Annotated in this window: 15 protein-coding genes and 1 riboswitch; of the genes, 7 read left to right on the top strand and 8 right to left on the bottom strand. The window is 63.0% G+C overall.

Annotated features, from left to right (window positions below; genetic code table 11):
* Positions 1-206 precede the first annotated feature (206 nt).
* The 7 genes from thiL (at position 207) to ACIN8IBEIGE_RS19995 (ending at position 5,061) form a co-directional block, all read left to right on the top strand.
* A complete protein-coding gene (gene thiL, locus ACIN8IBEIGE_RS20025; protein WP_160016197.1) occupies positions 207-1,175 on the top strand; it encodes a thiamine-phosphate kinase in 969 nt (322 codons plus the stop codon).
* Positions 1,168-1,698, top strand: coding sequence for a phosphatidylglycerophosphatase A (locus ACIN8IBEIGE_RS20020; RefSeq protein WP_160016196.1), 531 nt, complete (start codon positions 1,168-1,170; stop codon positions 1,696-1,698). The genes thiL and ACIN8IBEIGE_RS20020 overlap by 8 nt, the downstream gene beginning before the upstream one ends.
* A 16-nt stretch (positions 1,699-1,714) precedes the next feature.
* On the top strand, positions 1,715-2,443 hold the full coding sequence (locus ACIN8IBEIGE_RS20015; RefSeq protein WP_160016195.1) for an ABC transporter substrate-binding protein: 729 nt from the start codon (positions 1,715-1,717) through the stop codon (positions 2,441-2,443).
* Between the two features lie 17 nt (positions 2,444-2,460).
* On the top strand, positions 2,461-3,108 hold the full coding sequence (locus ACIN8IBEIGE_RS20010) for a TIGR02281 family clan AA aspartic protease (protein WP_160016194.1): 648 nt from the start codon (positions 2,461-2,463) through the stop codon (positions 3,106-3,108).
* Between the two features lie 122 nt (positions 3,109-3,230).
* Positions 3,231-3,851 (top strand): GTP cyclohydrolase II, encoded by a 621-nt coding sequence (ribA, locus tag ACIN8IBEIGE_RS20005; RefSeq protein WP_160016193.1) that lies wholly within the window; start codon positions 3,231-3,233, stop codon positions 3,849-3,851.
* Positions 3,848-4,264 carry an MFS transporter gene (locus ACIN8IBEIGE_RS20000; protein ID WP_160016192.1) on the top strand — a complete coding sequence of 139 codons (417 nt, stop codon included), beginning with the start codon at positions 3,848-3,850 and terminating at the stop codon, positions 4,262-4,264. Before ribA ends, ACIN8IBEIGE_RS20000 begins: the two co-directional genes overlap by 4 nt.
* Positions 4,264-5,061 (top strand): cobalamin-binding protein, encoded by a 798-nt coding sequence (locus tag ACIN8IBEIGE_RS19995; RefSeq protein WP_160016191.1) that lies wholly within the window; start codon positions 4,264-4,266, stop codon positions 5,059-5,061. The genes ACIN8IBEIGE_RS20000 and ACIN8IBEIGE_RS19995 overlap by 1 nt, the downstream gene beginning before the upstream one ends.
* A 63-nt stretch (positions 5,062-5,124) precedes the next feature.
* On the opposite strand, the gene ACIN8IBEIGE_RS19990 is transcribed toward ACIN8IBEIGE_RS19995, so the two are convergent.
* The 8 genes from ACIN8IBEIGE_RS19990 to ACIN8IBEIGE_RS19955 form a co-directional block, all read right to left on the bottom strand.
* Positions 5,125-6,996 (bottom strand): TonB-dependent receptor domain-containing protein, encoded by a 1,872-nt coding sequence (locus tag ACIN8IBEIGE_RS19990; protein ID WP_160016190.1) that lies wholly within the window; start codon positions 6,994-6,996, stop codon positions 5,125-5,127.
* 99 nt (positions 6,997-7,095) lie between these two features.
* Positions 7,096-7,309: riboswitch (cobalamin riboswitch) on the bottom strand.
* Between the two features lie 66 nt (positions 7,310-7,375).
* The gene (gene dxs / locus ACIN8IBEIGE_RS19985) at positions 7,376-9,274 is read right to left on the bottom strand and encodes a 1-deoxy-D-xylulose-5-phosphate synthase (RefSeq protein WP_160016189.1); all 1,899 of its coding nucleotides are present in this window, start codon (positions 9,272-9,274) and stop codon (positions 7,376-7,378) included.
* A 280-nt stretch (positions 9,275-9,554) separates the two neighbouring features.
* Entirely contained in the window at positions 9,555-12,842 is a 3,288-nt protein-coding gene (locus tag ACIN8IBEIGE_RS19980) for a carboxyl transferase domain-containing protein (RefSeq protein WP_160016188.1), read from the bottom strand.
* 259 nt (positions 12,843-13,101) lie between these two features.
* On the bottom strand, positions 13,102-13,989 hold the full coding sequence (gene ispA, locus ACIN8IBEIGE_RS19975; protein ID WP_160016187.1) for a (2E,6E)-farnesyl diphosphate synthase: 888 nt from the start codon (positions 13,987-13,989) through the stop codon (positions 13,102-13,104).
* Positions 13,986-14,231: an exodeoxyribonuclease VII small subunit gene (locus ACIN8IBEIGE_RS19970; RefSeq protein ID WP_160016186.1), complete on the bottom strand. Its 246-nt coding sequence runs from the start codon at positions 14,229-14,231 to the stop codon at positions 13,986-13,988. The genes ispA and ACIN8IBEIGE_RS19970 overlap by 4 nt, the downstream gene beginning before the upstream one ends.
* A gap of 168 nt (positions 14,232-14,399) precedes the next feature.
* Positions 14,400-14,855 carry a DUF2214 family protein gene (locus ACIN8IBEIGE_RS19965; RefSeq protein WP_160016185.1) on the bottom strand — a complete coding sequence of 152 codons (456 nt, stop codon included), beginning with the start codon at positions 14,853-14,855 and terminating at the stop codon, positions 14,400-14,402.
* A 27-nt stretch (positions 14,856-14,882) separates the two neighbouring features.
* Entirely contained in the window at positions 14,883-15,911 is a 1,029-nt protein-coding gene (locus ACIN8IBEIGE_RS19960) for a sensor domain-containing diguanylate cyclase (protein WP_160016184.1), read from the bottom strand.
* Positions 15,898-17,268, bottom strand: coding sequence for an MATE family efflux transporter (locus ACIN8IBEIGE_RS19955; protein WP_160016435.1), 1,371 nt, complete (start codon positions 17,266-17,268; stop codon positions 15,898-15,900). Before ACIN8IBEIGE_RS19955 ends, ACIN8IBEIGE_RS19960 begins: the two co-directional genes overlap by 14 nt.
* Between the last annotated feature and the right edge of the window lie 174 nt (positions 17,269-17,442).

The following is a 17,442-nucleotide window of genomic DNA, read 5'->3' as shown; positions in this document are numbered from 1 at the left end:
TTGCGAGCTAGAGTCCTGCAAGGCGCTACGTAGTAACAGCCTCCGGCTGGTCAAAGCAGTCGAGGAGGCGGAGTGTGCTGTAGCACATGAGCATTCCGAGTCTGCTTTGACTCGCTTCGCTCGCCCTTCGGGCCAGCCTTCGGCTGTTACTCCCGTTGGTCGTTGCAACACAGCAGGGCCGGCGCGCAGCAGATCGTTGCCACCTCATGGGTGAGTTCGAGCTGATCCGTCAGTTCTTCGCCGCTGCGTCCTGTGCGCAGGCTGGCGAAGGCGTGGCATTGGGCATCGGCGACGACTGCGCCCTGCTGCAGGTACCCGCTGGCGAGCAGTTGGCCATTTCTACCGACACCCTGGTCGCTGGGGTGCATTTCCCTGAATCGCCCGACCCGTTTCTGTTGGCGCAACGTGCGCTCGGCGTTTCGGTCAGTGATCTGGCCGCCATGGGCGCTACTCCTGTCGGTTTTACCCTGGCTTTGAGCCTGCCCAGTGCCGAGCCGAATTGGCTGCAGGCATTCGCCTCTGGTCTGGATCAGATGGCGCAGCACTGTGCGATTCGCCTGATCGGAGGCGACACCACCCGCGGTCCCTTGAGTCTCACCTTGACCGTGTTCGGCCGCGTGCCGACTGGCATGGCGCTGACTCGCAAGGGTGCGCAAATCGGTGATCTGCTCTGCGTCGGTGGTGAGTTGGGCGATGCTGCTGGTGCCTTGCCGCTGGTGCTCGGGCAGCGCCAAACCGAGCCCGCAGTGGCCGAGCCGTTGCTGGCGCGCTACTGGTCGCCCATGCCGCAGCTCGGTTTGGGCCTGGCGCTGCGCGGTAAGGCCACGGCCGCGCTGGATATCTCCGATGGCTTGTTGGCTGACTGTGGCCATATCGCCGCAGCGTCCGGCGTTGAATTGCTGATTGAGCAGGCGCAGGTGCCGATGTCCGCAGCTTTGCTGGCGTTTGCCGGGGCGCCGGCGGCGCGTCAGTGCGCATTAAGTGGTGGCGATGATTACCGCTTGGCATTCACTCTGCCTAAGCAGTATCTGGCAGATTTGCAGCAGGCAGGCTGGCCTGTGCGAGTTATTGGTCGTGTTGTGGCCGGCCAGGGCGTTACTCTGCTGGACTCGCAAGGCCAGCCCGTGCAGCAGCCACACAGCGGCTATCAACATTTTGGAAGTGCCAGTGACTGATCATCCCAAGCAAGTCCCCGCCGAGTTCGTGCCGCCTTCGGTCTGGCGTAACCCCTGGCATTTCCTGGCCTTCGGCTTTGGCTCCGGCACCTTGCCGAAAGCCCCAGGCACCTGGGGTTCGTTGGTAGCGTTGCCGTTTATTCCGCTGTTGCAGATGCTGCCTGACTGGGGTTACTGGCTGATGCTTGGCATCACCATGCTGTTTGGCTTCTGGCTATGCGGCAAGGTAGCCGATGACCTGCGCGTGCACGACCACGAAGGCATCGTCTGGGACGAGATGGTCGGCATGTGGATCACCCTCTGGCTGGTGCCGGACGGCTGGGGCTGGCTGCTGCTAGGCTTTCTATTGTTCCGTGTGTTCGACATCCTCAAACCCTGGCCGATCCGTTGGATCGATCGGCACGTGCACGGCGGTGTCGGCATCATGCTCGATGACGTGCTTGCCGGAGTGTTCGCCTGGATGGCCCTGCAGTTGATCGTCTGGGGCTGGGCCAATGGGCTGGCTGCGGCGCTGGGTTGGTAATCAAAAGGGATAGCGAATGGGCGGCTGCTGTCGGTGGTTGCTGTGGCTGGTGATAAGCGTTGTCAGCGGGCCACTGTGCGCCGTTGAGCCTGCGCAGATCCGTATTGCCAGCGAAACCTGGGAAGGGCATACCCATGCCGATGGCAGCGGGATGGCCTGGGAGATTTTTCGCGCTGTATTCGAGCCTGCTGGCGTGCAGTTGGATATCCAAAGCGTGCCTTACACCCGCTCCATCGGCCTGGTGCAGCGCGGCGCTGCCGATGCTTGGGCGGGCTCTTACCTGAATGAAGTCGAGCAGGGCGTGTTCTATCCGCGCTGGAACTACGACTTTGATCAGATTGCTGCATTGGGCTTGCGGGATAAGCCCATCCCTAGCCTGGATTCCCTTGGCGAATACCGCTTAGCCTGGATGCGTGGCTATGAATACCAGCGTTATCTGCCAAATTTGCGCCAGTACCGCGAAGTGCTCCGCCGTAGCGGTATCCTCGGCATGCTGGAAATCGGCCATGTGGATTTCTATCTCGATGCCCTGACCGAAGTTGAGGATGTGCTGAGCGCGGCCAGTCAGCCCGAGCGCTACCGTGTTACCCAGCTGACCAAACTACCGGTCTACCTGGGTTTTGCCGATACCCCGCGTGGCCGAACGCTGGCCGAACTGTTTGACACGCGCATGGATAGTTTGGTGGCGGACGGCAGCCTGCGGCCGATTTTTCAGCGTTGGCAGCAACCTTATCCATTTGACTAACCTGCGCGAGACGCTCCATGTACGCCTTAAAAATACTGTTATTGAGCTTGTCGCTGCTAACTTGCAGTGAGGTGATGGCGGCCACCCAGGTACGGGTTGTCGGCCTGTTCCCTGGCGCGGCGGTGTTGAATGTCGATGGCCAGCGCAAGCTGGTCAAGGTCGGCCAGGTTGGCCCTGGCGGCGTAGTGGTGGTCAGCGCCGACAGCCGTGGCGCGGTGTTGCGTGTCGATGGTGTCGAACGCAGTTACAGCCTGAGCCGCGAGTACAGTGACGGTTTTGCCGAAGCGCAGAAAAAGCAGCTCAGTGTGGCGAAAGGCATCGGTGGGCATTACTGGATCGCTGGCTCGGTCAATGGTCAGTCCATCCAGTTTCTGGTGGATACCGGCGCCACTTCAGTCGCCTTGAATGATGAGCATGCGCGCCGCCTCGGGATCGATTACCGAGTGATTGGTGCGCCCTTGCAGGTCAACACCGCCAGCGGTACTGCGCGTGGTTGGCGCGTAACGCTGGATCGGGTGAAGGTCGGTGAGCTGGAGGTGTTGGGTGTCGAGGCCGTGGTGCTGGAAGGTGGTTCGCCTACCGAGGCCTTGCTTGGCATGAGCTTCCTTAGCCGGGTTGGCTGGAAGGTTGAACAGGATGTACTGGTGCTGGAGTCCAAATACTAGCGCGTTGGTCATCTCGCGTTGGCTCGATTCTTATCATCAGTAATTCAGGCTAAGCGGCTGCCAAGGCCTGCTGTTACAATGCCGGCCTGATTATTCCTGCCCATTTTCTTTAGGAGCATCCGGTGTCCGTCGTGTTTGTCGCCGCCTCCCAGCTGCCTACGCCCTTTGGCGTATTCACCATGCATGGCTTCCTCGAAGAGGCCACTGGCAAGGAGCATGTAGCCCTGACCTTTGGTGATGTGGGCGATGGCGCGCCCGTACTGGGCCGTTTGCATTCCGAATGCCTGACCGGCGATGCGCTGTTCAGCTTGCGTTGCGACTGCGGTTTTCAGCTCGAAGCGGCGCTGCGTGCGATTGCTAGTGAAGGCCGCGGCGTTCTGCTCTATCTGCGTCAGGAAGGCCGTGGCATCGGTCTGCTGAACAAAATCCGCGCCTATGAGTTGCAGGACGGCGGTGCCGATACCGTTGAGGCCAATGAACGTCTGGGTTTCGGTGCCGATCAGCGAGACTACGCGATCTGCCTGCCGATGCTCGATCACCTGGGCATCACCCAGCTCAAGCTGATGACCAACAACCCGCGTAAGGTCAAGGCGCTGGGCGATATGGGTATCAATGTGGCGACCCGCGTGCCGCTGCAGATCGATCACAACCCGCACAACAAAAAATACCTCGCTACCAAGGCCGGCAAACTCGGACATATGCTCGGCAGCCTGCACCAGGGCGAGGTTGAGGAAAGCCTGTGACGCGCGGCGAAGTGCGCCGTCGATTGGCGCTGGAGTGGTGGCGGCAACTGGCCGTGACCCTGTTGCCGCTGTTCGTGCTCAACCTGCTGTTTGGTGCCGAGCAGAAAACCGGCCTGCTGACCATGCCACTGTTTATCGCCGGCCTTGCCTCGATGTTTGTCAGCCTGCCGCTGTTCAGTGCCTACAAGCGCGCGTTGGTGTCCACGGAAAAAGCCCTCGATACCACCGATGAGCACGATGCCTGGCTTGAGCTGGCACGTGTGCGTCGCCTGGCCTTTCTCGGTGCGGCGCTGCCGGCCTGGATTGCCGCCATCGCGGTATTCGCTGGCCTGGAAGCCATCCCGTTGATCCTTCTGGCGATTTCTAGCATCGTTCTGCTGTATCTCTACCGTATTCCCCGTCAACTCGGCTGATGCGCACCACCACTCTCTGTTTGCTGCTGTTGCTGGCCTTGCCCGCCGCAGCGGTCGAGCGGGTGGTGACCCTGGCACCCTCCCTGACTGAAATCATGCTGGAGCTGGACGCGGGCGAGCTGCTGGTCGGCCTGCTCGATGGTGGTGAGCGGCCGGCAGCGGTGGCGCAGCTGCCTTCGGTGGGTCGGTATGGCCAGCTTGAACTGGAAAGCCTGCTCGAGCTGCAACCCGATCTGGTGCTGCTCTGGCCCGACAGCATCAGTGGCGCGCAACGCCAGCAGCTGCAACGTATGGGGATTCCCCTGCTGATTGCCGAACCGCGCAAACTGGCTGAGCTGGCGGAGAACTTCGTCGAAATCGGCGCGCGTGTCGGTCGCGCCGAGCAGGGTCAGCAACTGCACCGGCAATTCAACAACGGCCTGGCTGCGCTGCGTCAGCGCTATCAGCGTGAACAGCCATTGCGTCTGTTCTATCAGGTCTGGGACACGCCGCTGTACACCATTGGCGGCCAGCAAATTATCAGCGATGCCCTGCGTATCTGCGGGGCCGAGAATATCTTTGCCGAACTCACCTTGCCCGCACCACAGGTCAGCGTGGAGGCAGTGCTGCAGCGTAATCCCGAGGTGATTCTGGCGGGCGTGCAGGGGCAGCTGGATGCCTGGCGCATCTGGCCGGGGGTAGCCGCAGTTAAGCGTAAACAGCTGTGGTTGGTGCCGGATGCTGGCCTGGAGCGGCCGAGCTTTCAGATGCTGGGGGCGGTGCAGCGGTTGTGCGAGGTGTTGAGCGAGGCGCACTAAGAAAAGCCCCGCACTATGGCGGGGCTCTCTTTGGGCAGCACTATTGAGCGCCTAGCTGATAGCTCAAAGCTGAGGTGTCCAGGTCACGGCAAACAGTGCGGTGCGGCCTTCGTTGTTGTAGCCGAAGCGTCCGTTGGTTGTGCTGTAGGTCGCTTCGGCATAGTCCTGATCGAGCAGGTTGTTCAGTTTCAGATCGAAGGCCACTTCATTGCTGGCTTGCCATGTGCCGCGCAGGCTAAACAGGCCGTAACCACTCAGCTCACGGGTGTTTTCGGCGTCGTCATAGCGGCCGCTGACTGCGCGCCAGCTGGCACCCACTGCAAACTCCCCGAAGGGGCGATCCAGGTCCAGGCTCAGCGTGCGTTTTGCGCGGCGGGCGAGAGTGTGGCCAGTATCGCGGTCCCGTGGGTCGATCAGCGCGAGGGCTAGGTTGCCCTGCCAGCCGAACAGCTCCTGTTTGACGGTAGCCTCGAAGCCATTGATGCGGGCGGTCTGCACGTTCTGCGGAATAAAATTCTGGTCGAGAACGATCGCGTCTTGCAGATCAATGCGGTACAGCGACAGCTCCAGTGCACCGCTTTCGCTGTAGCGGCTGCGCCATTGGACTTCGTAGCTTTCCGACGTTTCCGGTTTGAGGTCCGGGTTGGCGCTCTCGGAGCAAAAGCCGCCGAAACAGAAGTCGGGGTAGTACAGGTCGTTGAACGTCGGTGCGCGGAAACCTTCGCTGTAAGACAGGATCAAGTCGTTGTCCTGGTTGAACGGCACAGTCAATGCGGCATTCCAGCTGTTTTCGCTGCCGAATTGCTGGTTCTTGTCATGGCGCAGACCCAGTTCGGTCGAGAAGTGTTCGGCGTTGTAGCGGTGCTGAATAAAGGCCGCCTGATTCCAGCGCGAGTCCTCGACGAAGTCCGTGTCGCTGTGCAGGCGATCCTCGTACCAATCGGCACCCAGCAGCACTTGGTGGCGCTCGTTGAGGGTCAGGGTGTTTACCCAATTAACCGAGTCACGGTAGGTGTTGAAGCTGTAGAACGCGTCGGCACTGGCCTGTGGCTGGTCGTTGCCAGTGTCGCGCTTGTCTTCGCTGTGGCCGATTTCCAGGCGACTGTTCCAGGCTTCGCTGAGGCTGGCATCAATGTAGCTGGACAGGCTGCTGAGTTGAAAGTCGGTGGTGGGCAGTGAGGTGCTGAAAACATCTTCAAATTCGTTCTGGCCGCGTTGGTCGAGGGCACTGAAGCCGACTTTCAGATCGTCATTGAAGCGGTGCGAGAGATTCAGGCTCAGCGATCTATTGCGGTAGGCGTCGTCATCGCCATTGGCACCGAAGTTATCGCGTGTGGCGTCGATCCCCTGAGTTTCATCAAGCGCGGCACCCAGGTTGAAGCGGGTCTGCGCGTCGCCGCCAGACATACCCAGGCTGCGCTCGAAGGTCTGATTGCTGCCGACGCCAAAGCGTACGTAGGGCTTGAGCCCGTCGCCACTGCCTTGGCGAGTGAAAATCTGTACGACGCCGCCGATAGCATCGGAGCCATACAGCGCCGAGCGCGCGCCGCGTACCACTTCAACGCGTTCGATCTGCTCCGGGCTGAGGAACTCCAGGCTGCTGGTGCCGCTGGATGCAGCAGAAATACGTTGGCCGTCGACCAGAACCAGGGTCTGCGCGGTCGAGGTGCCGCGCAGGAACAGGCCGGTCTGACTGCCCGCGCCGCCGGTACGGCTGACGCTGACGCCGGGCACGCGTTCAAGCAACTCTGCCACGCTGCGCACTTGCAGGCGTTCGATGTCCTTGCGGGTAAATACCGTGGTTGCAGCTGTAGTCTGCTGGATGGGCTCGGCGTGCCGCCCGGAGGTCACAACCAGTGGTTGCAGTTCGAGTGGGTCAGCATGAGCAGCCAGCGGCAGCAGCGCTACAGCCAGGGCAAGACGGGACAATTTCACGTAGAGAATCCTCAAAAGGTCGAACGACTTTTGAGAAGGGCAGGGGCAAGAACGGGCGCGCGGGCGCAGCCTGAGCTTGACGGTGATGCCCTCCGCAACACCAGTCACATCCAGCAAGGCCGGTCTCCGGGCTCTCGACGTGCGCCGCCTCGCCTTCCCGGGATAATCCAGTGGCGTTGAGGTGACGTGCAGAACGGCTCTGCGGTCGATTACCGTTGCGGGGGCAGCGCCGGGATGGTTCGTCAGAACGCACCGGCTTCCCGTTTAACGCCGTTTCACTGTGGAAGGGCGCACCTTGATGGAAGTAAAACGCCGCGCACCTTAATGCGCGGGTGGATGAATTACAAGCAAGCCTGGCTCCGCTCTGGATGAGCGGTGCTCATGCAGAAAGGCTGGCGAGGCGCACGCGGATGGCGGCTTCGATACCGGTGGCATCCAACCCGCATTCGGCAAGCATCTGCGCCGGTTTGGCGTGCTCGACGTAGTAGTCGGGCAGACCCAGGTGCAGCACTGGCTTGAGGATGTCCGCGTGGGCGAGGAACTCGCTGACTGCGCTGCCAGCACCGCCCATGATGCTGTTCTCTTCGATGGTTACCAGCAGTTCGTGGCTGGTCGCCAACTGGCGTACCAGGGCCTCGTCCAGCGGTTTGACAAAACGCATGTCGACCACAGTGGCGTCGAGTGCATCGCCCACCTTGAGCGCCTCACTCAGCTGCACGCCGAATACCAGCAAGGCTGCTTTGCTGCCTTGGCGACGAACGACGCCCTTGCCGATTTCCAGTGGCTCCAGACCTGGCTCGATGGTGGCATTCGGGCCGCTGCCGCGTGGGTAGCGCACCGCTGCCGGGCCGTTGAACAGGTGGCCGGTGGTCAGCATGCGGCGCAGTTCGTTTTCATCGCTCGGGGTCATCACCAGCATGCCGGGGATGCAGCGCAGGTAGGAAATATCGAAGCTGCCGGCGTGGGTCGGGCCGTCTTCGCCGACCAGACCGGCGCGGTCGATGGCGAACAGCACGTCGAGGTGCTGCACGGCCACATCGTGAATCAGCTGGTCATAGGCGCGTTGCAGGAAAGTGGAGTAGATCGCCACCACCGGCTTGGCACCATCGCAGGCCATGCCGGCGGCCAGGGTTACGGCGTGCTGTTCGGCGATGGCCACGTCGAAATAGCGCTCGGGATAGCGCTCGCTGAACGCCACCAGATCTGAGCCTTCCTTCATCGCTGGGGTAATGCCGACCAGGCGCGGGTCCTGCGCGGCCATATCACACAGCCATTGGCCAAAGACGCTGGAATATTTCGGCCCGGCGGCTTGCTTGGGTTGTGCTGCTGGCGCGTTGATCGGCTCCAGCTTGGTAATCGCGTGGTAGCCGATTGGGTCGGCTTCGGCCGGGGCGAAGCCCTTGCCCTTCTTGGTCACCACATGGAGGAACTGCGGGCCATCGAGGTCGCGCATATTGCGCAGGGTGGCGAGCAGGGTCGGCAGGTCGTGGCCGTCGATCGGGCCGATATAGTTCCAGCCCAGCTCCTCGAACAGGGTGCCGGGCACCAGCATGCCCTTGGCATGTTCTTCGGTCTTGCGCGCGATCTCCCAGGCGCCTGGCAGGCGCGAGAGGATCTTCTTGCTGCCCTCGCGCATGCTGGCGTAGGTGCGGCTGGAGAGGATCTTGGCCAGGTAGTTGGACAGACCGCCAACGTTCTTGGAGATCGACATATCGTTGTCGTTGAGGATCACCAGCATATTGGCGTTGACGTCGCTGGCGTGGTTCAGCGCCTCGAAGGCCATGCCGGCGGTCAGGGCGCCGTCGCCGATGACTGCCACGCTCTTGCGTTTGCTGCCTTGGATGCGCGCAGCGATGGCCATGCCGAGGGCGGCGCTGATGCTGGTGCTGGAGTGGCCAACGCCAAAGGTGTCGTATTCGCTTTCCGAGCGGCGCGGGAAGGCGGCGATACCGTCCTTCTGCCGTAGGCTGCCCATCTGTTCGCGGCGGCCAGTGAGGATCTTGTGCGGGTAGGCCTGATGGCCGACATCCCACACCAGGCGATCATCCGGGGTGTCGAAGACGTAATGCAGGGCCACGGTCAGCTCGATCACCCCGAGGCCAGCGCCGAAATGCCCGCCCGTCTGCCCGACCGTATACAACAGGTACTGACGCAGCTCGTCGGCCAGGGTTTCCAGCTCGGCTTCGCCCAAACGGCGCAGCTCGTCCGGCGTATTGGCGCGGTCTAGAAGGGGCGTCAGCGGGCGCTCACGGGGAATCTCGTGGAAGGTCGTCGGCATCAGGCAGATCGTTATAGGTGTAAAAGATGCGGCAGTTTACCCGAAAAAGCGGCTGCAAGCGGCAAGCCTCAAGCTGCAAACCAGGGCAAGCACATGAAACCAGGCGACCCCAAAGCTCGCCGCTGAGGCGCCTCCCACGCATGGGGGCGTCGCTGATCTGGCCAGCGGTGTCACACCTGGCGCTAAAACGTGGGAGGGGCTTCAGCCGCGACACGTGAGTCACCCATATGCGCTAGCCCTGAGCTGCAAGCGCCATCCACTTGCAGCTCAGGGCTTGTAGCTACCAGGTATCGACGCTGCGCTTTTTGCCTTCGCGTGGCGCGGGTCTGGGCGCGGCATTGAGGCCGCGCAGCACCCAGGCGCGGGTTTCCACGGGGTCGATCACTGCATCGATCTCCAGAAAGCTGGCCATATTGATGCCCTTGCCGTTCTCGTAGGCCTTGGCCACCAGCTTGTCGAACAGCTGCTGGCGCGCGGCGGGCTCCTCGACGGCGGCCAGCTCCTTGGCAAAGCCCAGGCGCACCGCGCCTTCCAGGCCCATGGCGCCGAACTCGGCGCTGGGCCAGGCGATGGTAAACAGCGGCGAATGGAAGCTGCCGGCGGCCATGGCCTGGGCACCGAGGCCGTAGCCCTTGCGCAGCACCACGGTAAAGAACGGCACGGTCAGGCTGGCGGCGGCGACAAACATGCGCGACACATGGCGCACCGTGGCCTGCTTCTCCGCCTCCGGGCCGACCATAAAGCCGGGGGTGTCGCACAGCGACAGCAACGGAATATCGAAGGCATCGCACAGCTGCATAAAGCGCGCGGCCTTGTCGCCGGCGACCGCATCGATGGCCCCGCCGAGGTGCGCCGGGTTGTTGGCCAGCAAGCCGAATGGCTTACCTTCGATGCGAATAAAGGCCGTGATCAGCCCTGGCGCAAACTCGCGGCGCAGCTCCAGCACAGAGTCCGTGTCCGCGAGCGTACTGATGACCTGGCGGATATCGTAGACGCGCAGGCGGTTTTCCGGGATCAAGTGGCGCAGCTCGCGCTGATCGGCGCAGGCCCATTCGCTGAGGGCCCCCTGAAAGTAGCTCAGGTACTGCTTGGCCACCTGCACCGCTGCGGCTTCGTCGGCCACCCGCACGTCGATAACGCCATTGGGGCCCTGCACGCTGACCGGGCCGACCTGTTCCGGTTTGAAGCTGCCCAGGCCGCCGCCTTCGATCATCGCCGGGCCGGCCATGCCGATGGTGGCGTCGTCGGTGGCGATAATTACATCGCAGCAGCCGAGCAGGGCGGCATTGCCGGCAAAGCAGCGCCCGGACACCACACCCACCAACGGCACCAGCCCGGAGAGCTTGGCCATGCCGACAAAGGTGTGGCAGTCCAGCCCGGCCACGCCGACAAAATCGGTATCGCCCGGCCGGCCGCCACCACCTTCGGCAAACAGCACCACCGGCAAGCGCCACTGCGCGGCGAGGCCGAGCATGCGGTCGGTCTTCTTGTGGTTCATCACGCCCTGGGTGCCGGCGAATACCGTGTAGTCGTAGGCGATGGCCATGCAGCGCGCCGCCTGGCTGCCGAATGCCTCGGCGTTGACCGTACCGGTGCCGGCCACCAGGCCATCGGCTGGGCTCTGCTCGATCAGCTCGGCCAGCGAGCGCCGGCGCCGTTGCGCAGCAATCGCCAGTGCGCCGTACTCGTTAAAGCTGCCGTCATCAAGCAGGTCTGCCAGGTTTTCGCGCACCGTACGCTGGCCAGTCTTGCGCCGCTTGGCCACGGCGGCAGGACGGCGTACATCGGTGAGGAGCGCGTGGCGTTCGAGGACTTCAGCCAAGTCCGCACGGATATGCTCGAGGTCCAGGCTCTGTTCACTCTGGCTAGCAGCGGCGTCGACTTCGGCAGGTTCGATAAACAGCAGCGCCTGGCCTTCATTAAGTGCGCTGCCGACCTGCACGGCCAGTTGGCGGACGATGCCACTGTGGCTGGCGGTGACGACAAACTCCATCTTCATCGCCTCCAGCACGGCGATGCTCTGGCCGACCGCCACCGCATCGCCTTCGGCCACCTCCAGGCTGACCACCAAGCCGGTGCTATGGGTCAGCAGCGGCAGGCAACCCGTGGGCGCATCCTGTACCGGCTTGGCGCTTTGGCTGGCCGCCTGCGCGCCGGCAAAGAAGTGATGCGGATGGGCCTGGGCTTGCGCGGCCAGCAGTTCACTTAGCTGGCTTTCGACAAAGCGCGTGGTCAGCTGATAGCTCGCCACTTGCGGTAGGCGCAGCAGGTTCTGCAGCAGGTGCAGATTGCTCGCCACGCCTTCCAGACGAAACTCGCAGAGCGCACGGTAGGCACGGTGCAGGGCGCTGGGGTAGTCCGGCGCATGGGCGATCAGCTTGGCCAGCATCGAGTCGTAGCTGGGGCTGACCGGGTAGCCGGCGTAGCCATAGCCGTCTACGCGCAGGCCGGGGCCGCTGGGCGGCTGGTAGGCGGTCAGGGTACCCGCGGCCGGGCGGGTGCTGCCATCGCTGCTCATGCTTTCCAGATTGATGCGCAGCTGTACGGCGCAGCCATTGAGGGCCGGCGGCGTGAGCAAACCCAGCTCGCGCAGGGAGATGCCTGCGGCCAGTTTAAGCTGGGTGTGCAGCAGATCGACACCGGTGACCTGCTCGGTCACGGTGTGCTCGACCTGAATCCTTGGGTTGGCTTCCATAAAGTAGAAGCGCTCGGGCTGCTCGGCATCCAGCAGAAATTCGAAGGTGCCCAGGCCCTGGTAGCGGGCCGCGCCGGCCAGTTGCAGCGCCGCCTCGATCATCCGTTCGCGGGTGGCAGCGGGGAGGTCCGGGCTGGGGGCGATTTCCACCAGCTTCTGCTGGCGACGTTGCAGGCTGCAGTCGCGCTCCCACAGATGGCTGACCGCGCCTGTGCTGTCGCCCAGTACCTGAATTTCGATATGCCGGGCGCTGCGCACCAGCTGCTCGATATACAGCGCGTTATTACCGAAGGCGCTTTGTGCCTCCGATTGGCAACGGGCAAAGGCTTCATCCAGCTCACTGGCAGCGAATACCGGACGCATGCCACGGCCGCCGCCGCCAGCCAGGGCCTTGAGCATGACCGCGCCATGCTCGGCGAGAAAACCATGGGCTTCGTCCAGGCTGATCGGCCGATTGATCCCCGCCACCAGCGGCACCCCACAGCGTTCGGCTAACTCCCGCGCGGCGGCCTTGTCGCCAAACAGTTGCAGCACCTCGGCGCTGGGGCCGACAAAGCACAGCCCGGCGGCCTGGCAGCGGCGGGCGAATTCGGCGTTCTCCGCGAGAAAGCCGTAGCCCGGATGCACGGCATCGCAGCCCTGCTCCTTAGCAATCTCGATCAGCTGCTGCATATCTAGGTAAGCCGCCACGCCCCTACCCTTGAGGGCTACTGCGCTATCGGCCTGGCGCACATGCAGGGAGGCAGCATCGTCTTCGGCGTATACGGCGACCGAGCGGATACCCAACTCACTGGCAGCGCGGGCGATGCGGATGGCGATTTCGCCGCGGTTGGCGATCAGCAGGGCGGCGAAGGGCGCGGATGTAGAGGGCATGGTGGCTCCAGATTTTTATTCTGCAGCCATCTTAGGCGCTCTGTGGGCGAGGTAAACCAAGCCTTAGCGGGTAAGTGTTGAGCTATTGATATGGGTGATAAGGGAGATTGCGGCCATCTGGCGTATGCACAATTTGTAGGAAGGGCTTTCGGCTCTGGCTCCTGCTTCGCTCTACCTCCTGCATCCATGCAGTCGTAGCCGCGACAATAGCGGTACAGCTCGCCGCTAAAGCGCCTCCCACATCGTTACGTGGAGCGGTTTAGCTGCGCCGTTCGACGATATAGCGCGCCAGATCACGCAGCGGCTCGGCGGCCTGGTCGAATGGGCGCAGGGCGTGCAGGGCCTGGTCGCGCAGTTCCAGGGCATAGGCCTTGGCGGCGTCGAGGCCGAGCAGGGCAGGGTAGGTGGGTTTGTCGTGGGCCTGGTCCTTGCCCTGGGTCTTGCCCAGGGTGGCGGTGTCGCTTTCCACGTCGAGGATGTCGTCTTGTACCTGGAACGCCAGGCCGACAGCCCGCGCATAGGTGTGCAGGGCTTTTAGTGCGTGGTCATCGGCCTTGCCACTGGCCAATGCGCCGAGCTGCACACTGGCTTCGATCAATGCGCCGGTCTTGTGTCGATGCATGATTTCCAAGGCGTTCTGGTCGAGAGTCTGACCGACTGAGCCGAGGTCGATGGCCTGTCCGCCGACCATGCCGGCCGGGCCAGCAGCGCGCGCCAGGGTGCTGAGCATGGCCAGACGCAACTCGGCGTCATGCGGGTTGTGTGTGGCATCGCTGAGCACTTCAAACGCCAGGCTCTGCAGGCCGTCACCGGCGAGAATCGCACAGGCTTCATCGAAGGCTATGTGGGTAGTCGGCTGGCCGCGGCGCAGGTCGTCATCGTCCATTGCCGGCAGGTCATCATGCACCAGGGAATAGGCGTGGATCAGCTCCACTGCGCAGGCTGCCGCGTTGGCCCGCTCAGGTTCGCCGCCGAGGGCTTCGCAGGCTGCGTAGGCGAGCAGCGGGCGTACGCGTTTGCCGCCATTGAACAGGCTGTAGCGCATGGCGGCGTAAAGACGTTCCAGTTCCGGACGTGGGCTGCTCAGGAGGTTTTCCAGGGCGGCATCGACGCGGCGTTGGCAGCTGCTCTGGTAGGCCGCAATCATGCCTGCTGGTCCGCGTCGAAGGGGGCTTCCTCCAGCTCGCCGTCGCGCTCCATGAGGATCTGCACTTTCTGTTCGGCCTGAGCCAGGGCAGTCTGGCAATCGCGGGTCAGGCGCACGCCCTGTTCGAAGGCGGTCAGCGAGTCTTCCAGCGACAGCTCGCCGTTTTCCAGACGCTCGACCAGGTTCTGCAGATCGGTCAGGGATTGCTCGAAGTCGAGCGCGGCTTTTTTGCGGGCGGCCATGGCGGATATCTCGGGGTAGATCGGGGAATCGGAACCGGCGCGACACTAGCAGAGCCATGCCGTGCGGGCAAATCAGCGGGCGCTTTCTGGGCTTGTGGGAGGGGCTTTAGCCGCGACATCCGTTTGCCGCTAAAGCGCCTCCCACAGGCTTGCTGGTCTGCTCAGGTGTCAGCCGATCACGCCATAACCGCGTGCCATCAGCACCGCCAGTAATGGGATGGCCAGTAGCAGCAACAGTTCCAGGCGAATCACCATGATCACCATCCGCGCCTTGGCGGGGCTGACCTGCGGCACTTCGCCGGCCTTGAGGCTGTTGCGCCAGTTGAGGAAGACGAAGGTCGGCACCACGGAGATCAGCCCGACCAGGATAAACAGGCCGACTTTGGCGTGAAACAGGCTGTTGCCCAGGTAGTAGTCCAGGCCCTTGCCGTACCAGAGTACGCGCGCCAGACCGGTGAACAGCACCAGGCCGGCGCAGATGCCGTAGGCGATGTCGGTGATAATCAGGCTGCGCGCGCGGCGCAGGTCCAGCGGCAGTTTGAATTGCACATGCTCGATGCTGAGCAGGGCGAACAGCAGGAAGATCGACAGATAATGCAGGTAGGCAGCAAGCGCTTGGCCCATAGGGTTTCCCTTGTCTGGTGTGGAGGGTCAGTTGGCGAGTTCGACTCGGTTGCGGCCATTGCCCTTGGCCTGATACAGCGCCTGGTCGGCGCGGTTCATGGTGGCAGTTGGTGGTTCCTGGGGGCTGCGCAGGGCTGCGCCGATGCTGATGGTCAGGTTGAGCTGCAACTCGTCGATGCTCACCGGCTCCTTATTCAGGGCGCTGCGAATGCGCTCGGCGATCAGCAGCAATTCATGCTGGTCGTGCACCTGCAGCAGCACCACGAACTCCTCGCCGCCGCTGCGCGTCACTACATCCTGAGGGCGTACGGCGGCGCTGATGCGCCGGGCGGTTTCCCACAGCACCTGATCGCCAGCGGCGTGGCCGTGGTTGTCGTTGACCTTCTTGAAGTAATCCAGGTCGCAGAACAGCACGCCGAGTTGCAAGCCCAGGTCGTCGGCCTGTGCCTGCTGCCTGGGCAGAAAGTGGTTGAGGCCGGCGCGGTTCCATAGCTGGGTCAGCGGGTCGAGCATGGTCTTGCGCTGTTCACGGCTCAGCGCCGCGCGCAGCTGCGCGGTCTGCTCGCTGACGTGGCGCAGCTTCAGGTAGCCCTCGACCAGGGTCGCCATGTCGATAAACAGGCGCACCTGCTTGCCCGTCAGCTGCCGTGGGGCTGGGTCGATCAGGCACAGGGTGCCCAGCGGCTGGCCTTCCTGGGAAAACAGCGGTTGCCCGGCATAGAAGCGGATCTGCGGGTTGTTGATCACCACCGGGTTGTCGTGAAAACGCAGGTCGTTATGGGTGTCTTCGACGATCAGTGGCTGGGTGCCGAGAATCGCGTGGGCGCAGAAGGAGATGGTCCGTGGAGTTTCGCTGATCTCCAGGCCGATGCGCGATTTGAACCACTGGCGGTCATGGTCGATCAGGCTGATCAGCACGGTTTTTACCGCGAAGACTTCGCGCACCACCCGCACCAGGGTATCCAGATAGGGGTCGGCAGGGGTATCGATCAACTCGTTGTCATCGAGGATCTGCTGGCGCAAGACTTCATCGCAGGGCATTTCAGGGCTGAGCATAAGGGGCTCCTGATTGGCTAGGGGCGAACCAGTGGTCGGCACGGGTCAGGCGGTAAGCATAGCCACCCAGGCACAGGCTGCGCAGTCCCATAAAGCTCAGGAAGGCCAGCCACAAGCCCTGATTGCCCAGTGGCTGCAGGGCCCAGGCCAGCGGCAGGCTGAGCAGCAGTGCCAGGAGCATGGCGTCGCGCATCTCGCGGGCGCGGGTGGCGCCGATAAATAGACCGTCGAGCAGGTAGCTCCAGACTGCGATCAGCGGCAGCAGGGCGAGGTACGGTAGGTAGACGAATGCGGTTTCGCGCACCGCCGCGATATTGGTCTGCAGGCTGATAAACCAGTGCCCGCCGAGTAGAAAGAACAGCGCAAAACCCAGGCTGGCGAACAGCGACCAGCCGCCGGCGACAATCAGCGTTCGGCGCAGTGCGCTGCGATCACGGGCGCCGAGGGCATGTCCGCACAGCGCCTCCAGTGCGTGGGCCAAGCCATCGAGGGCATGCGCGGCGAGGAGCAGGCCGTTGAGCAGCAGGGCGTTGGCAGCCACCGTGGCATCGCCCAGGCGGGTGCCTTGTACGGTGATCAGAAAGAACACCGCCTGCAGTGCCAGGGTGCGAATAAAGATGTCGCGGTTTACCGCCAGTAGCGGTCGCCAGTTCAACCAGCGACGCAGCGCCGCCCAGTCCAGCGTGCCGGCATAGGCACGCAAGGCGCGGCGGGCCAGGTACAGACCGAGCATCGCACCGCTCCATTCGGCAATCACCGAGGCCCAGGCCGCGCCGGCCACGCCCCAGTGCAGGCTGAGGACAAACAGCAGATCGAGGGCAACATTCAGCAGATTGGTGGTCAGCAGAATGGCCAGCGGCCCGCGCGCGTTCTGCGTACCCAGCAGCCAGCCAATCAGGGCATAGGTGGCCAGCGCTGCGGGTAGCCCGAGCAGGCGGATATACAGATAGCTACGCGCCATCTCATCGAGTTGCGCCGAGGGCTGCATCAGCGCCAATGCGGCACTGCTCAAGGGGATGGCCAGGCTGATCAAAACGAACGCCAGCAGCACGCCGAGCAGCAAACCCTGCAGCAGCACCTGACGCAGCGCGCCGCCATCAGCGCGCCCCGCCGCCTGGGCGCTGAAACCGGTGGTGCCCATGCGCAGAAAACCCACTGCCCAGGTCAGCAGGGTGTACAGGCTGCCGCCTACGGCCACGGCGGCCAATTGGTGGGCGTGCGGTAGATGGCCGATCACCGCACTGTCGACCAGCGCCACCAGCGGCACCGAAAGGTTGCAGAGGATCATTGGCGCAGCCAGTGCCCACACCCGTTTATGGGTAGGCGTGTGCTGCCAGGCATCGCGTACGGCGTTTATCAAATGTGCTCTCAAACTTGATTGGCGATGGTTGCAACGAAATGCGCGGGCGCATGTCACAGGCGGGTTATTAAACACTGATCGACTGGCGTGCGCTGCCCAGCAATTTTGCAGCTGCACACTTAGTGGTCGGTTAGCGCCTCGACTATAGTGTCAGGCCTCTGCACCTACCCT

It is taken from the genome of Pseudomonas sp. 8BK, from assembly GCF_902506475.1.
GTDB classification, from domain to species: Bacteria; Pseudomonadota; Gammaproteobacteria; order Pseudomonadales; family Pseudomonadaceae; genus Aquipseudomonas; species Aquipseudomonas anguilliseptica.
This window is presented reverse-complemented; position numbering and strand designations above follow the sequence as displayed.

Coding starts and splice junctions, on each gene's coding strand:
- thiL (WP_160016197.1), top strand. CDS start 207: ATGGGTGAGTTCGAGCTGATCCGTCAGTTCTTCGCCGCTGCGTCCTGT.
- ACIN8IBEIGE_RS20015 (WP_160016195.1), top strand. CDS start 1,715: ATGGGCGGCTGCTGTCGGTGGTTGCTGTGGCTGGTGATAAGCGTTGTC.
- ACIN8IBEIGE_RS20010 (WP_160016194.1), top strand. CDS start 2,461: ATGTACGCCTTAAAAATACTGTTATTGAGCTTGTCGCTGCTAACTTGC.
- ACIN8IBEIGE_RS19995 (WP_160016191.1), top strand. CDS start 4,264: ATGCGCACCACCACTCTCTGTTTGCTGCTGTTGCTGGCCTTGCCCGCC.
- dxs (WP_160016189.1), bottom strand. CDS start 9,274: ATGCCGACGACCTTCCACGAGATTCCCCGTGAGCGCCCGCTGACGCCC.
- ACIN8IBEIGE_RS19980 (WP_160016188.1), bottom strand. CDS start 12,842: ATGCCCTCTACATCCGCGCCCTTCGCCGCCCTGCTGATCGCCAACCGC.
- ispA (WP_160016187.1), bottom strand. CDS start 13,989: ATGATTGCGGCCTACCAGAGCAGCTGCCAACGCCGCGTCGATGCCGCC.
- ACIN8IBEIGE_RS19970 (WP_160016186.1), bottom strand. CDS start 14,231: ATGGCCGCCCGCAAAAAAGCCGCGCTCGACTTCGAGCAATCCCTGACC.
- ACIN8IBEIGE_RS19965 (WP_160016185.1), bottom strand. CDS start 14,855: ATGGGCCAAGCGCTTGCTGCCTACCTGCATTATCTGTCGATCTTCCTG.
- ACIN8IBEIGE_RS19960 (WP_160016184.1), bottom strand. CDS start 15,911: ATGCTCAGCCCTGAAATGCCCTGCGATGAAGTCTTGCGCCAGCAGATC.